Here is a 13,847-nt window from a genome sequence, read left to right as displayed (position 1 = left end):
CCCCCTGCGACACAGGGGGCGCCCTCGTTGCCGTCTATAACTGATCAACCTTTTCTCGCGCACGTGACTGTGCCCCGCCGGTCGAATCCGGCGGGGCACAGTCGGTTGCGGCTCCTTCAGAGACCTCGCAGGCGGCGTCAGCCCGTCACGTACTGGCGCAGCCCCGGCACCGTCAGCGTGCCGCCGAACTGGGCGGCCTGGGTGACCTTGACCTTGGTGAAGTAGATCAGCGGGATGTTCAGGGGCGGCGGGTGCTCCGGGTCGAAGGTGACCGGGATCAGTCCGAGCAGGTTGCCGGAGATGCTCTCCGTGTACATCACCGTCTTGCCGTCGTCGATCGTGGAGATCGATCCCTTCGCGGCCTGGACGTGGTGCGTCTTCCCGGACTGCTTGTCCTTGACCAGCTGGTGCAGGTCCCCGATGTCGGTGCCGTTGCTGATGACGTACTTCAGCACCTTCTTGGTGGTCCCGCTCGCCGTCTTCACCTCGACGATGCCCTGGTAGTCGGCGCCCTTGAGCGTCAGGGAGCTGGCCTCCAGGTACCACGGGTCGTCGGGCACCAGGATCTGGTTGTCGACGCCCCCCTCGGCGTCGGTGGCGGCCGGGCAGTCCTCGGGGTCGACCGAGGGGCTCGCGGAGGGGCTGGGGGAAGCCGTGGCCTCGTCCGCCGCCTCCTCGGCCTTGTCCTCGGCGTCCTCGGCGTCCTCGGCCGCCTTCGACGCGGCGTCGGTGGCGTCCTTCGCGGTGTCCTCGACGGCGTCCTTCGCCGTCCCGGTGGCCTTGCCCGCGGTCTTCCCGGCGCTGCCGGAGGTGTCCGTGCCGGACGGCTCCTCCGTCTTCTCCGGCGTGCTCGCCTGCTCGGACGGCGACGTGGACGCCGACGGCGTGGGGCTCGGGCTCTCGGTGGACTTGCCGCCCGTGAGGATGCCGCCGATCGCGTCGCCGATGTCCTCCAGGATGCCGCCGCTCCTGGACTCGGACGGGCTGGGCGCCGCCTCGTCCTCCTTCTCGTCCGAGGCGTCCCCGGAGGCGGAGGGGGCGGGCTTCGGCTCGGCCGTGTCGCCCGGGTCGTCGGAACCTGAATCCGACGAACCTGACGAACCGGAGGAGCCCGCCGGGCTCTCGTCCGCGTCCGCGTCCGAACCGCCCGCCGACGCCGAAGGAGTCGGCTCTGCCGTGGGGGTGTCCTTGTCGCCGTCGTCCTCACTGCCGCTCGCCGAGGGCGAGGGGGAGGGCGAGGCGTCGGCCTTGTCCTTGTCGCTGTCCTTGTCGAGCGCCTCGACGCAGTCCTTGTACTCGTCGGCCTTGAGGCTGTTGGACGCCGCCGGCTGATCGTCGGCGAGGGCCAGCGTCGGGGTGAATCCCATGCCCATGAGGACGGCGGTGGGCATCGCCGCCATGGCTATCGCCTTGCCGGCCGGCATCTGGAACCTGGTGAACAGCGGCTTCTTGGGGGCCGCGTGACGGGGACCCGTTCTCGGCCGGTCCTGCGTCCCGGGGAACTGGTCGCGGGCGTCAGCCGACACGGTGCCCCCCGTGGTGCGCCTCGGGCCGCGCGTCGCCGGCCGCTTCGCCGTCACCGGCCCCGGGGGCGGGCTGCGGGTGCCCCGGCTCGCCGGGCTCGCCGGCGGGGGCGGGCTCCCAGGCGGCCTTGTCCGCGGGGCCCTGATCCGCCGACCGCTTGCCGCGTCCGTTGTCCTCCGGCCGGCCCGGCGCCCAGGCCATCGCCAGCGCGCCGCCGAGCATGGCGAACAGGAAGCCGATGATGAAGCCGCCGATGTTGGAGACCACCAGCGACACCAGGGCCAGGATGATCGCCGCCACACCGGCGAAGATGCGCGTCGCCTGCTGGAACCACATGGTCAGGCCCAGCGTCACGAGCAGGACGCCGATGATGAGGGAGCCGGCACCCGCGGTGGTCGCCATGGTGAGCGACATGGTTCCCAGCTTCAGGGTGGCGTAGGGGAAGTAGGCGATCGGCACGCCGCCGAGGATGGTGAACAGCCCCGCCCAGAACGGCCGGTTGCCCCGCCAGTCACGGAATCGCCGACGCAGCCGGGTGAAGGTCCCGGCGCTCTGGACCGGAGTCTCGGCACTCATGGAAAACAGCTCCCTCGGTCCGGTGGAGGTACGTACCGGCTCGGCCGTAGGCGTTCAGTAGCCGGAAGTGGTGAGTCTGTGGAGGCGCCCGGCGTACGGCCCGGCCGGGCGGCGGGGCGGGGAAGCGAGGGCTTCCCCGCCCTTCAGGGGCGCTTCGGCCCTTGGTGTGCCTGACGACCCGAGGCCGTCAGAAGCACTCCATGCCCTTGTCCATGCCGAGCTTCATCGACAGGCCGTTGAGCGTGAAGGTACCGGCCGAGGTCGCCCACGCCGTCTGCTTGACGCCGGTGAGGTCGGCCGACTCGGCCTGCTGGGCGAAGCCGCCCGGCAGGACGTTCTCGCCCTGCTTGACGTCGGGGCCGCGGGTCTTGTCCTTGACGGCGACGCCGATGTCGATGTTCTTGAACTTCGCGTCGGCGTCGAGCTGGGCGACGTCGATGTAGAGGTTCTCGGCGGTGACCGGCTTGTCGTTGCCCGCCTCGAGACGGAGGTACACCGTCTTGCCGATGAGCGGGATCGGCGTCGCGACCGACTGACACATCTTCTTGATGGTCGCCGTGTCGAACGAGGAGATGGCGACCGGGACCGGCACCTTCTCCTTGCCCTCGGTCGTCTTGTAGACGGTGTCGATTCCGCCGTACTGGGCGAAACCATCACCGTGCAGGTGACCGGCCGACACCTTGAACTGCTGGCCGGAGACGCTGAACGACGCGGCGAGCGCCCCCTGAGCGAGTCCGACACCCACACATGCCGCGGCGGCGACGCTGGGCACCATGACCACAGCGAACCGCTTCCATCTGGTCCCGCCACGCACCTGGGACTCCATATTTCCTCCTTCTCGGACGTACATCTCCTGTCCCGGCCCGCCGCGAAGTGCGGCTCAGCCGGGCAGGGATGGGAGAAGTGCTACGTCCTCGGGAAGGAGAGCGCCTGCACTCGGCGGCGCAACTGCGCCCGAATCACCGGCGATCACCCCCGAGCGACAACCACTGGTCGCGCCTGACACGCATCACGCACAACCCTGCTGGACAGGCTTCACCGGGTGGGTGAAGACCCCCCTGTCCTAGAGCCGGCGCCACTGCCGCCGGCTCTGCTCGGTGGGGACCCAGATCGTCCCGCGACCCAACCGGCTGCCGGGGTACGGGAATGGACCGAGCGTGGCCGATCGTGGTGCATTCTCGCCGCCCGCACAAGGGGGTTCGTTACTCACTAGTAACGGCGGGATAACCGAACAACGACCCAACGGTCTCGGACGGCGACGCACGGTGGCGCCGGGCGGCGGTACAAAGCTGTTGATCGCTGGACAGAATCCGACAGATCAACGCCCAGGATGTACTGGCAGTAACAGCGGCCGCGATTACCAAGATTTGGCAAAGCGCGGCCGCGGTGACGACTCCACAGCAGACTTTTCACCCGGGCACCACAGGCCCGGGCGTTTAACGACTGGTCAGAACAGGGCGCGCGCCAGGGCCCGGCGCGCCGCGATCACCCGCGGGTCCTCGGGGCCGACGACCTCGAACAGCTCCAGCAGCCTGACGCGTACGGCGTCCCGGTCGTCGCCCGCCGTGCGCGCCACGGTCTCGATGAGCCGGCCGAACGCGTCCTCGACGTGACCGCCCACCAGGTCCAGGTCGGCGGCGGCGATCTGCGCCTGCACGTCGGACGGCTTCTCGGCCGCTTCCCGGCGCACGCGCTGCGGGTCGGCGCCCTGCACCCGCTGGAGCAACTCGGCCTGGGCGAGGCCCAGTTTGGCCTCCTCGTTGGCCGGGTCCTCGTTCAGCACGTTGCGGTAGGCCTGGATGGCCCCGCCCAGGTCGCCCGAGTCCAGCGCCTGCACGGCGGCTTCCAGGAGCCCGTCGTGCGGACCGGCCGGACGCTCGGGGGCCGCGGGGGCACCGCCCGGCTCAGCCTCCGGGTCGACGACGAGGCCGGTCAGACCGAAGCGCTGCTCGGCGACCTGCACCAGCTGGTCCAGGGTCTGCCGGATCTGCTCCTCGCCGGCGGCACCCTGGAAGAGCGGCAGCGCCTGCCCGGCGACCACCGCGAACACCGCGGGGATCCCCTGGACACCGAACTGCTGCATCAGCATCTGGTTGGCGTCGACGTCGATCTTGGCGAGCAGGAAGCGGCCGTTGTACTCGACGGCCAGCCGCTCCAGGACGGGGCTCAGCTGCTTGCAGGGCTGACACCACTCGGCCCAGAAGTCGATGACGACCGGCACCTCGGCGGACCGCTGCAGGACGTCGTTCTCGAAGCCCGCTTCGTCGACGTCGATGACCAGGTCGGCCGGGGAGATGGCCCCCGTGCCGCCCTCGCGGGCCGCCTGGGCCCGCGCCTGCTCCGCCTTCGCCTTGGCCTCCTGGGCCGCCTTCACCGCGGCGAGGTCGACGACTCCGCTCATGGACATGTTCCGTGGCTGCATGCGCCTATCCTCCCCCGTAGTGCGCGCGCGTGTGAAAACGCGGTGTGGAAGCCGGGCCGGTCGGTGCCCTTCGGCGCCGGGTCCCCACCCCACGCCGTGCGTGTCGAGGCCCGTGTACGTCCGGCACGGGCTTTCGCTACGAGTCGTAGCGTAATGCCAGACGCGGGCTTCGGGACACCGCTCCCCGGTGATCTCCCTCACGGGGCCGTGCGGGAACCGTCGGTTTATGGTCAGGACATGGACAGTCGCAGCCCGTCCGGCCGTTCCGGGCGCCCGCGCAGCGCCGCGGCGGACGCCGCGATCCTGGCCGCGACCCGTGAGGCGCTGGTGGACCTGGGCTGGTCCAAGCTCACCCTGGGGGACGTGGCGACGCGTGCCGGGGTTGCGAAGACGACGCTCTACCGCCGCTGGGCGGGCAAGAACGAACTGGTCGTCGACGCCGTGGCCGAACTGTTCGACGCGCTGGAGCTGCCCGACTGCGGCTCGCTGGCCGCCGACATCGAGGGCGTGGTGCTGCAGTTCGCCGCGATCCTGGCGCTTCCGGAGGCGCGCAGCGGCCTGATGGCGGTGGTGGCGGAGGCCACCCGCGACGAGGCGCTGCGCGAACGCATCCGCGCCTCGGTGGTGGACCGGCAGAAGCGGCTGGTCCTGGAGGGCCGCGCCCGGGCCCAGGCGCGCGGCGAACTCCCGGCCGAGGACGACCCGGAGTCGGCGGCGCGCACGGTGGACCTGATCTTCGACATGGTGGCGGGCGCGGTGGTGCACCGCACCCTGGTGAGCGCGGAACCCGCCGACGAGGAGTGGGTCCGCGGCTTCACCAGGGTGCTGTTGCAGGGGCTGGGGTCGTAGGGGGTGTCCGCACAGCCTCGCCTGCCCCGCCCGCCGGGCGGACGACGCGACGTTGCGGACACCCGCTGGCCCCTCAGAAGCCGGCCGGCTCCGTGTACACGCCCCACTCGTCGCGGAGCACCCCGCAGATCTCCCCGAGCGTGGCCTCCGCGCGGACGGCCTCCAGCATCGGCTCGATCATGTTGGCGCCGCTGCGGGCGGCGTCCAGCATGGCGTCCAGGGCGGTGCGCACCGCCGCGTCGTCCCGCGCCGCCTTCCGGCCGGCCAGCACGCGCACCTGCTCGCGCTCCACCTCGTGGCTGACGCGCAGGATCTCCAGGTCACCGGTGACGGAGCCGTCGTGGCAGTTCACGCCGACGACCCGCTTGTCGCCCTTCTCCAGCGCCTGCTGGTACCGGAACGCCGACTCGGCGATCTCGCCGGTGAACCAGCCGTCCTCGATGCCGCGCAGGATGCCGGAGGTGATCGGGCCGATGGGGTGCTGCCCGTCGGGGTGGGCCCGCAGGCCGCGCTCCTTGATCTGGTCGAAGATCTTCTCGGCGTCGGCCTCGATGCGGTCGGTCAGCTGCTCGATGTACCAGGAACCGCCCAGCGGGTCGGCCACGTTGGCGACGCCGGTCTCCTCCATCAGCACCTGCTGCGTGCGCAGCGCGATCTCCGCGGCCTGCTCGCTCGGCAGGGCCAGGGTCTCGTCGAGCGCGTTGGTGTGCAGCGAGTTCGTCCCGCCGAGGACGGCGGCCAGGGCCTCGACGGCCGTGCGGACGACGTTGTTGTACGGCTGCTGGGCGGTGAGGGAGACACCCGCGGTCTGCGTGTGGAAGCGCAGCCACTGGGCCTTCTCCGACTTCGCGCCGTAGACGTCCCGCATCCAGCGGGCCCAGATGCGGCGGGCCGCGCGGAACTTGGCGATCTCCTCGAAGAAGTCGACGTGCGCGTCGAAGAAGAAGGACAGGCCGGGCGCGAAGACGTCGACGTCCAGGCCGCGCGAGAGGCCCAGCTCCACGTAGCCGAAGCCGTCGGCGAGGGTGTAGGCCAGCTCCTGGGCGGCCGTCGCCCCGGCCTCGCGGATGTGGTAGCCGGAGACGGACAGCGGTTTGTACGCCGGGATCCCGCCCGCGCAGTGCTCCATGAGGTCGCCGATGAGGCGCAGGTGGGGCTCGGGCTGGAAGAGCCACTCCTTCTGGGCGATGTACTCCTTGAAGATGTCCGTCTGGAGCGTGCCGTTGAGGACGGAGGGGTCGACGCCCTGCCGCTCGGCGGCCACCAGGTACATGCAGAAGACGGGCACGGCCGGGCCGCTGATGGTCATGGACGTGGTGACGTCGCCCAGCGGGATGTCCTTGAACAGGACCTCCATGTCGGCCGCCGAGTCGATCGCCACGCCGCAGTGGCCGACCTCGCCCAGCGAGCGCGGGTCGTCGGAGTCGCGGCCCATGAGGGTCGGCATGTCGAAGGCGACCGAGAGCCCGCCTCCGCCGTTGCGGAGGATCATCTTGTAGCGCTCGTTGGTCTGCTCGGCGTTGCCGAACCCGGCGAACTGCCGGATGGTCCAGGTGCGGCCCCGGTAGCCCGTCGCGTACAGGCCGCGGGTGAAGGGGTACTCCCCGGGCCAGCCGATCCGCTCGAACCCGTCGTACCGGTCGCCGGGCCGGGGCCCGTACACCGGTTCCACGGCGTCCCCGGAGAGCGTGGTGAAGTCGGCCTCGCGCTTGCGTGCGGCGTCGTACCGGGCCTGCCAGCGGCGGCGGCCCTCCTCGATGGCGTCAGCGTCCATACCCTCGAATTTACTTGGACGTCCTAGTAAATGTCGATGGCTGACGGCGGTGACCTGGCGAACGGGTGAGGACGGCCGCCGTACGCGCGCGTACGGCGGCGGCCCCGGGTGTCCTGCTACGCCTTGGCCGGCGCGGGCACGTCCTCGGCGAGCCGGCCGTCCAGCTCGCGGCTGATCCGGCGCTCGACGAAGAACGCGGCCGTGGGGATCGTGCCGGCCAGCAGCACCCACAGCTGCTTCTTGACCGGCCACTTCGCCTTGGACCCCAGGTCGAAGGCGAAGATCAGGTACACGACGTACAGCCAGCCGTGCGCGATGCTGACCACCTGGGTGAAGTCAGCCGCGCCGCCCAGATCCAGGACGTACTTGCCGATCATTCCGAGGGTCAGCGCGACGAGCAGCACACCGGTGACGTAGGCCATGACCCGGTAGCGGGTCAGCACGCTCTTCTTCATGCCGTCGAGCGTAACGACCCGTTCCGGGAGATCTTGCCCCGGGTCACTGCTCCTCGAAGTCGCCGGCCGCGACCCGCAGCGGGCGCAGCATCGCGAAGATCTCGGCGCACTCCTCGGCGTCGTACGCGCCGAGCCCGAAGTCCATCGCCATCAGGTCCCGCGTGGCCGACTCGACCACCTCGCGGCCCTTGGCGGTGATGCTGGCCAGGGTGCCGCGGCCGTCGTTGGGGTTGGGCCGCTTGGCGACCAGGCCGGACCGGACCAGCCGGTCGACGGTGTTGGTCACGGACGTGGGGTGCACCATCAGCCGCTCGCCGATCTTGGACATCGGCAGCTCGCCCGACTTGGAGAAGGTGAGCAGCACCAGGGCCTCGTAGCGGGCGAAGGTCAGCCCGTACGGCCGGACGACCGCGTCCACCTCGCCGAGGAGGATCTGCTGGGCCCGCATGATCGAGGTGATCGCCGCCATGGACGGCACATTTCCCCAGCGCTGCTTCCAGCGTTCGTCGGCGCGCGCGATCGGGTCGAAGGAGAGACTGAGCGGCTTCGGCACGGACCAGACCTTACCGGCCGGTCACATGGTGGTCAGCTCCGTCTCGCCCTTCGGTCCACTCATCGGGGAGCGCGCCGGCGGTCGCTACTGCGCGAGGTGCCGCTCCACCGTCTCCACCTTGGACGTCAGCCCGTCCGTCACGCCGGGGCGGATGTCCGCCTTCAGCACGAGGGAGACGCGCGGCGCGCGGCGCTCGACGGCGGCGACGGCACGCCGGACGACGTCCATGACCTCGTCCCACTCCCCCTCGACGGAGGTGAACATCGCATCCGTGGAGTTCGGCAACCCGGACTCCCGCACCACCCGCACGGCGTCGGCGACGTACTCCCCCACGTCCTCGCCGACGCCCAGCGGCGTCACGGAGAAGGCGACGATCACGCGTTCACCACGCCTTCCTTGCGCACGCGGGAGGCGATGACCGCGTCCTCGGCCTCACGCCGCAGCCGGCGCTCGGCGAAGAAGCCGCCGGCCGGGAGCACCGAGAGGACGAAGTACAGCGCGGCGGTCCCCAGCGGCCACTTGGCCCGGTTCCAGGCGTCGGCCCAGAAGACGACGTAGAGGACGAACAGCGCACCGTGCACCGCCCCCATCACCGGCACGGCGTTGAAGTCCGTGGTCCGCTTCAGCACCGAGCAGACCAGCAGGAGCAGGAACGAGATCGCCTCGGGGGCCGAGACCAGGCGGAGGCGGCGGAGGGCGGTGGCGGTCTTGAGGTCCACGGGTCACCTTCGGTGGCAGAGATCGGTTTGTGAACGCACGCACAAGCGTCGCGCCCATTGTGGCAAACGGCCCCGGCCGCCCGGCCCCTAGGGGTGCGCTCGGGGACGTTCTCCTCCCACGGGCCCTGTCCGTGGGCCCGGGCCTGCGGATACCTTCGCGTACGTGGCGATGTTCCGACTTCAGAGCAGCAAGGTGCTCGCCGTCGACATGACCGGAGACGCCGTGAAGGCGAAGAACGGCTCGATGGTCGCGTACGACGGCGAGATGGCCTTCAAGAAACTCAGCGGCGGCGGCGAGGGCATACGGGGCATGGTGACCCGGCGCCTGACCGGCGAGCAGATGACGTTGATGGAGGTGAAGGGCCGGGGGACCTGCTGGTTCGCGGACCGCGCCTCCGAGATCAACCTGGTCAGCGTCCAGGGCGACAGGCTCTACGTCGAGTCGAGCAACCTGCTCGCGACCGACGGCGGGCTGCGCACGGGGACCGAGTTCACCGGCCTGCGCGGCGCCTCCCAGGGGAACGGGCTGTTCACCACGACCCTCGAGGGCCACGGCCAGGCGGCGATCATGTCGGACGGGCCGGCGGTGGTGCTCCGGGTCAGCCCGCAGTACCCGCTGACCGTGGACCCGGGCGCGTACGTGGCGCACCAGGGGAACCTGCGGCAGTCCTTCCAGTCCGGTGTGACGTTCCGCACGCTGCTCGGGGAGGGCGGCGGCGAGGCGTTCCAGATGCGGTTCGAGGGGGACGGGCTGGTGTACGTGCAGCCGAGCGAGCGGAACACGATCGCGGGAGACGTGTGAGATGGGCTTCCGGGAGATCAACGGGAAGATGGTCGAGGCGACGGTCGCGCCCGGGCAGCGGCTGTTCAGCCAGCGCGGCGCGATGCTCGCGTACAAGGGCGAGGTGTCCTTCACGCCCAACATGGCGGGCGGGCAGGGCGGGATCATGTCGATGATCGGCCGCCGGGTGGCGAACGAGGACACGCCCCTGATGTCCGTCGAGGGCAGCGGCACGGTCCTGTTCGGGCACGGCGGCCACCACGTCCAGGTGATCCAGCTCGCCGGCGACACCCTGTACGTCGAGGCGGACCGCCTCCTCGCCTTCGAGGGCACGCTGCAGCAGGGCACGATGTTCCTCGGTTCGCAGGGCGGCGTGATGGGCATGGTGCGCGGCCAGGTCAGCGGCCAGGGGCTGTTCACGACGACGCTGAAGGGGCACGGGTCCGTCGCGGTCATGGCCCACGGCGGGGTCATCGAGATCCCGATCACCCCGCAGCGCCCGGTGCACGTCGACCCGCAGGCCTACGTCGCCCACCACGGCGAGGTCCGCAACAAGCTGTCCACCGCCCTGGGCTGGCGGGACATGGTGGGCCGCGGCTCGGGCGAGGCGTTCCAGCTGGAGCTGAGCGGCAGCGGTGCGGTGTACGTCCAGGCGTCGGAGGAGAAGCTGTGAGCACCTACGCAACCCCGGGCGCCGGCCCCGCGGTCTTCGACCCGGCGACACTGCCCTCCGACGACAACGTCAATCCGTACACCTTCTGCGTGGAGCTCAAGGGAAGCCAGTGGTTCCTGCAGAAGGGGAAGATGATCGCCTACTACGGGTCGATCGACTTCAACGGCGTCGGGCACGGCCGGCTGGACCGTCTCGTGCGCACCTCGTTCCATTCGCCACTGCACGCGAGCGACTGGGTGGTGGCCGAGGGGTCGGGCAAGATGCTCCTGGCCGACCGGGCTTTCGACGTCAATTCGTACGACCTCGAGGACGGCAACCTGACCATTCGCTCGGGCAACCTGCTTGCTTTTCAGCCAAGTCTGTCGCTGAAGCAATCAATCGTGCCGGGTTTTTTGACGCTCATCGGGACGGGGAAGTTCGTGGCCGCGTCCAACGGCCCGGTGGTGTTCATGGAGCCCCCCATCCGGGTCGACCCCCAGGCGCTGGTCGGCTGGGCCGACTGCCCCTCGCCCTGCCACCACTACGACCACGGCTACATGACGGGCGTGATGGGCGGTCTACGTGCACTGACGGGCCTCGGGGGCGCCTCGGGCGAGGAGCACCAGTTCGAGTTCGTGGGCGCCGGCACAGTGCTGCTGCAGTCGTCCGAGATGTTGATGGCGGAGCAGGCGACGGGGGTGGTCCCGCACCAGGCGGGGGTGCCCGGCGCGGCGGCGCCCGGCCCGCAGGCGGGGCAGTCCGGGGTACCGCGCCTTCCCGGACAGCTGGGGGACCTCCAGCGTCGCTTCGGGCTGTGAGCGGTAGTCTGCGGAGTGTGACATCGAACGCCTGCGCACGGTTGTTCGCCAGGTGTGCGCTGTCACACGCCACCCCTCACTAGTTCGCCTTTCAACATTTTAGGTAGACTTCATTCATGGAGACCGAGACGGCCACCCGCTGGCTGACCGATGCGGAGCAGTGCGCTTGGCGCACCCACCTGGAGGTCAACAGGCTGTTGACGTACCAGCTCGAGAAGGACCTGCAGCCGTTCGGCCTGACGATGAACGACTACGAGATCCTCGTGAACCTCTCGGAGTCCGACGACCTGCGGATGCGGATGAGCGACCTCGCCTCCGCCACGATGCAGTCCAAGAGCCGCCTGTCGCACCAGATCACGCGCATGGAGAACGCGCACCTGGTCAGGCGCGAGAACTGCGAGTCGGACCGCCGGGGGCTCTACGCGGTCCTCACCGACCACGGCATGGCGACGATGCAGAAGGTCGCGCCGCACCACGTGGCGTCCGTGCGCAGGCACTTCATCGACCTGCTGTCCCCGGAGACCCTCACGGAGCTCGACAAGGCCCTCAAGCCCATCGCGGAGCACCTGCGCGGCCAGCGCGGGCGCCCCTGACCCGCTAGCGGAGCGGCAGGCGGAGTTCGAACAGGGCTCCGCCTGCGGGTCCGCGCCCGGCGGTGAGCGTGCCCCCGTGCCGGACCGCGACGTCCCGGGCGATGGCCAGCCCCAGTCCGGCGCCTCCGTCGTCCCGGCTGCGGGCCGCGTCCAGCCGGACGAACCGTTCGAAGATCCGCTCCCGGTCCGCCTCGGGCACCCCCTCGCCGTCGTCCGCCACCCCGACCACGGCCCGGTCGCCCTCGCGCCGCACGCTGACCGTCACGGCCGAGTGCGCGTGCCGCTGAGCGTTGTCGAGCAGATTGGCGAGCACGCGCCCCAACTGCCCCCGTGAACCGACCACCTCCACGGCTTCCGCCCGGACGCTCACACCGGTCCGCCCGGCGGCCTCCTCGCGGGCCAGCGCGGCGAGGTCGACCGTCGCGTCCCCGGGCCGCTCCCCCGCGTCGAGCCGGGCGAGCAGCAGCAGGTCGGCGGCCAGCCGCTGCAGGCGCACGGTGTCCTCCACGGCCCCGTCGAGGTCCAGCAGGTCGGGGTGGGCGGCGGCCACCTCCAACTGCGTGCGCAGGGAGGCGATCGGGCTGCGCAGCTCGTGGGAGGCGTCCGCGACGAACCGGCGCTGCCGCTCCACGGACGTCTCCAGCGCCGCGAGCGTCTCGTTGGTGGTGCTGGCGAGCCGGGCGATCTCGTCGTGCGTGTCGGGCTCGGGCACCCGGCGCGCGAGGTCCTCGGACCGGGTGATCGCGGCCATCTCGCGCCGGATGCCCTCCACGGGGCGCAGGGCCCGCCGGGTCACCAGCCAGGTCACGCCCGCGACGACGGCCAGCAGCAGCGGGAAACCGATCAGCATCACCGTCAGCGCCGTCCGCACGGCCCCGTGCTCGGCGGCCAGCGGCCAGCCCGCGTAGACCTCGAGGTGACCGCGGTCCCGGGTCTCCACCTCGACGGCGGCGAACCGGTAGTCCTCCGTGTCCCCGTCGATCGTCGCGGAGCCGTTGCTGAAGACGCTCTCCCCGGAGATCTCGCCTGGTTCGAGGCTCTCGCCCGCGCCGTCGGAGTCGTCCTCGTCGTCCCCGTCCGGCGACGCGGCCGGCCGCGGCTTCACCTGGGTGCTGTCCGTGCCGCTGATCCGCTCCAGGTCCTCGCTGGCCGCGACCAGCCGTCCGTCCTCGTCGAGCACCTGCACCGGCCCGTCGTCGCCGTCCAGCCCGGACAGCTTGCCGTAGGGCGTGCCGGCGGCCAGTTCCGAGGCGACCGCGCGGGCGGAGCGCTCGGCCTGCGTTCCGGCCTCGCCGATCAGGTTGGACCGCAGGGACAGCAGCACGGCGGCCCCGGCCGCGACCAGGGCCACCGCGACGACGAGCGTGGCGCCCAGCGTGGCCCGTGCCCGGACGGACCCGAACAGCCGGCTCACGGCGCCGTCTCCAGCCGGTACCCGGCTCCGCGCACGGTCCGGATCAGCTCCGGGCGCAGCTTGCGCCGCAGCGTGCTGACGTACACCTCGACGATGTTCGGGTCGCCGTCGTAGGCGAAGTCCCAGACGTGCTCCAGGATCTCCGACTTGGACACGACCTCGCCGGGCCTCAGCACGAGCTGCTCCAGCACGGAGAACTCCTTCGCCGTCAGGGCGATCTCCGCCTCGCCGAGGAAGACCCGGCGGGCGGCCGTGTCGACCTTCAGGTCCCCGAGCACGTGCACGGGCGACGCCCCGCCACCCTGTCCGCGCCGGCGCAGCAGCGCCTTCACACGGGCGACCAGCACGACGTACGAGAACGGCTTGGTCAGGTAGTCGTCCGCGCCGGTGTCGAGGCCCTCGGCCTCGTCGTACTCGCCGTCCTTGGCGGTCAGCATCAGGATCGGCACGTCGTGCCCGGCGGCGCGCAGGGCGGCGCAGACCCTATAGCCGTTGAGTCCCGGCAGCATGATGTCCAGGATCACCAGGTCGTGGACGCCCTCCGAGGCCCGGTGCAGCCCCTCCAGTCCGTCGTGGACGACGTCCACGGCGTACCCCTCGGCCGTCAGGCCCCTGGCGAGCGACAGGGCCAGCCGCTTCTCGTCCTCCACGATCAACAGGCGCATGCGTCCAGAGTGGCAAAGCCAAGCTGAAGATCCCTTCAGGGGGCTTCAGCTT

Annotated in this window: 16 protein-coding genes; 5 read left to right on the top strand and 11 right to left on the bottom strand. The window is 70.9% G+C overall.

Annotated features, from left to right (window positions below):
- Positions 1-137: 137 nt before the first annotated feature.
- The 4 genes from ACZ4M5_RS11775 to ACZ4M5_RS11760 form a co-directional block, all read right to left on the bottom strand.
- On the bottom strand, positions 138-1,424 hold the full coding sequence (locus tag ACZ4M5_RS11775) for a hypothetical protein (RefSeq protein ID WP_467735581.1): 1,287 nt from the start codon (positions 1,422-1,424) through the stop codon (positions 138-140).
- A 91-nt stretch (positions 1,425-1,515) separates the two neighbouring features.
- Positions 1,516-2,100 (bottom strand): DUF6114 domain-containing protein, encoded by a 585-nt coding sequence (locus ACZ4M5_RS11770; protein ID WP_467735481.1) that lies wholly within the window; start codon positions 2,098-2,100, stop codon positions 1,516-1,518.
- Between the two features lie 187 nt (positions 2,101-2,287).
- Complete coding sequence (locus ACZ4M5_RS11765) at positions 2,288-2,926, bottom strand: DUF6230 family protein (protein WP_451879591.1); 639 nt, start codon at positions 2,924-2,926, stop codon at positions 2,288-2,290.
- Positions 2,927-3,547: 621 nt separating this feature from the next.
- Positions 3,548-4,522, bottom strand: a complete 975-nt coding sequence (locus tag ACZ4M5_RS11760) for a tetratricopeptide repeat protein (RefSeq protein ID WP_467735478.1) — start codon at positions 4,520-4,522, stop codon at positions 3,548-3,550.
- Between the two features lie 237 nt (positions 4,523-4,759).
- Between ACZ4M5_RS11760 and ACZ4M5_RS11755 the strand changes: the two genes are divergently transcribed.
- Positions 4,760-5,371 carry a TetR/AcrR family transcriptional regulator gene (locus ACZ4M5_RS11755; RefSeq protein ID WP_467735476.1) on the top strand — a complete coding sequence of 204 codons (612 nt, stop codon included), beginning with the start codon at positions 4,760-4,762 and terminating at the stop codon, positions 5,369-5,371.
- A 73-nt stretch (positions 5,372-5,444) separates the two neighbouring features.
- Here ACZ4M5_RS11755 and ACZ4M5_RS11750 read toward each other — a convergent pair whose 3' ends face one another.
- The 5 genes from ACZ4M5_RS11750 to ACZ4M5_RS11730 all read right to left on the bottom strand — a co-directional run bounded on the left by ACZ4M5_RS11750 (position 5,445) and on the right by ACZ4M5_RS11730 (position 8,872).
- Positions 5,445-7,145 carry an acyl-CoA mutase large subunit family protein gene (locus ACZ4M5_RS11750; RefSeq protein WP_467735474.1) on the bottom strand — a complete coding sequence of 567 codons (1,701 nt, stop codon included), beginning with the start codon at positions 7,143-7,145 and terminating at the stop codon, positions 5,445-5,447.
- Positions 7,146-7,261: 116 nt separating this feature from the next.
- Positions 7,262-7,600, bottom strand: a complete 339-nt coding sequence (locus tag ACZ4M5_RS11745; protein ID WP_398106503.1) for a DUF3817 domain-containing protein — start codon at positions 7,598-7,600, stop codon at positions 7,262-7,264.
- A 43-nt stretch (positions 7,601-7,643) separates the two neighbouring features.
- Entirely contained in the window at positions 7,644-8,153 is a 510-nt protein-coding gene (locus ACZ4M5_RS11740) for a MarR family winged helix-turn-helix transcriptional regulator (RefSeq protein ID WP_467735471.1), read from the bottom strand.
- 84 nt (positions 8,154-8,237) lie between these two features.
- On the bottom strand, positions 8,238-8,531 hold the full coding sequence (locus ACZ4M5_RS11735) for an MTH1187 family thiamine-binding protein (RefSeq protein ID WP_467735469.1): 294 nt from the start codon (positions 8,529-8,531) through the stop codon (positions 8,238-8,240).
- Positions 8,528-8,872, bottom strand: a complete 345-nt coding sequence (locus ACZ4M5_RS11730) for a DUF3817 domain-containing protein (protein ID WP_398106506.1) — start codon at positions 8,870-8,872, stop codon at positions 8,528-8,530. The genes ACZ4M5_RS11735 and ACZ4M5_RS11730 overlap by 4 nt, the downstream gene beginning before the upstream one ends.
- Before the next feature lie 169 nt (positions 8,873-9,041).
- Between ACZ4M5_RS11730 and ACZ4M5_RS11725 the strand changes: the two genes are divergently transcribed.
- From ACZ4M5_RS11725 to ACZ4M5_RS11710, 4 genes are all read left to right on the top strand, one after another.
- Entirely contained in the window at positions 9,042-9,674 is a 633-nt protein-coding gene (locus ACZ4M5_RS11725; protein WP_467735579.1) for an AIM24 family protein, read from the top strand.
- A gap of 1 nt (position 9,675) precedes the next feature.
- Entirely contained in the window at positions 9,676-10,326 is a 651-nt protein-coding gene (locus ACZ4M5_RS11720) for an AIM24 family protein (protein WP_467735467.1), read from the top strand.
- Positions 10,323-11,123, top strand: a complete 801-nt coding sequence (locus ACZ4M5_RS11715; RefSeq protein ID WP_467735465.1) for an AIM24 family protein — start codon at positions 10,323-10,325, stop codon at positions 11,121-11,123. The genes ACZ4M5_RS11720 and ACZ4M5_RS11715 overlap by 4 nt, the downstream gene beginning before the upstream one ends.
- A 116-nt stretch (positions 11,124-11,239) precedes the next feature.
- The gene (locus ACZ4M5_RS11710; RefSeq protein ID WP_369193665.1) at positions 11,240-11,716 is read left to right on the top strand and encodes a MarR family winged helix-turn-helix transcriptional regulator; all 477 of its coding nucleotides are present in this window, start codon (positions 11,240-11,242) and stop codon (positions 11,714-11,716) included.
- Between the two features lie 4 nt (positions 11,717-11,720).
- On the opposite strand, the gene ACZ4M5_RS11705 is transcribed toward ACZ4M5_RS11710, so the two are convergent.
- Together ACZ4M5_RS11705 and ACZ4M5_RS11700 are read right to left on the bottom strand one after the other, a co-directional pair.
- The gene (locus ACZ4M5_RS11705) at positions 11,721-13,130 is read right to left on the bottom strand and encodes a sensor histidine kinase (protein WP_467735462.1); all 1,410 of its coding nucleotides are present in this window, start codon (positions 13,128-13,130) and stop codon (positions 11,721-11,723) included.
- Positions 13,127-13,795 carry a response regulator transcription factor gene (locus ACZ4M5_RS11700; RefSeq protein WP_467735460.1) on the bottom strand — a complete coding sequence of 223 codons (669 nt, stop codon included), beginning with the start codon at positions 13,793-13,795 and terminating at the stop codon, positions 13,127-13,129. Before ACZ4M5_RS11700 ends, ACZ4M5_RS11705 begins: the two co-directional genes overlap by 4 nt.
- Positions 13,796-13,847: the final 52 nt, after the last annotated feature.

It is taken from the genome of Streptomyces sp. NPDC026246 (genome assembly GCF_055567995.1).
The sequence above is the reverse complement of the archived record's forward strand: the minus strand, read 5'-3'. Positions and strand labels throughout refer to the sequence as shown.

Excerpts from the sequence above, each read along its gene's own strand:
- ACZ4M5_RS11710 (WP_369193665.1), top strand. The coding sequence starts at position 11,240 with ATGGAGACCGAGACGGCCACCCGCTGGCTGACCGATGCGGAGCAGTGC.
- ACZ4M5_RS11755 (WP_467735476.1), top strand. The coding sequence starts at position 4,760 with ATGGACAGTCGCAGCCCGTCCGGCCGTTCCGGGCGCCCGCGCAGCGCC.
- ACZ4M5_RS11750 (WP_467735474.1), bottom strand. The coding sequence starts at position 7,145 with ATGGACGCTGACGCCATCGAGGAGGGCCGCCGCCGCTGGCAGGCCCGG.
- ACZ4M5_RS11765 (WP_451879591.1), bottom strand. The coding sequence starts at position 2,926 with ATGGAGTCCCAGGTGCGTGGCGGGACCAGATGGAAGCGGTTCGCTGTG.
- ACZ4M5_RS11725 (WP_467735579.1), top strand. The coding sequence starts at position 9,042 with ATGTTCCGACTTCAGAGCAGCAAGGTGCTCGCCGTCGACATGACCGGA.
- ACZ4M5_RS11770 (WP_467735481.1), bottom strand. The coding sequence starts at position 2,100 with ATGAGTGCCGAGACTCCGGTCCAGAGCGCCGGGACCTTCACCCGGCTG.
- ACZ4M5_RS11745 (WP_398106503.1), bottom strand. The coding sequence starts at position 7,600 with ATGAAGAAGAGCGTGCTGACCCGCTACCGGGTCATGGCCTACGTCACC.
- ACZ4M5_RS11720 (WP_467735467.1), top strand. The coding sequence starts at position 9,676 with ATGGGCTTCCGGGAGATCAACGGGAAGATGGTCGAGGCGACGGTCGCG.
- ACZ4M5_RS11700 (WP_467735460.1), bottom strand. The coding sequence starts at position 13,795 with ATGCGCCTGTTGATCGTGGAGGACGAGAAGCGGCTGGCCCTGTCGCTC.
- ACZ4M5_RS11775 (WP_467735581.1), bottom strand. The coding sequence starts at position 1,424 with ATGCCGGCCGGCAAGGCGATAGCCATGGCGGCGATGCCCACCGCCGTC.
- ACZ4M5_RS11760 (WP_467735478.1), bottom strand. The coding sequence starts at position 4,522 with ATGCAGCCACGGAACATGTCCATGAGCGGAGTCGTCGACCTCGCCGCG.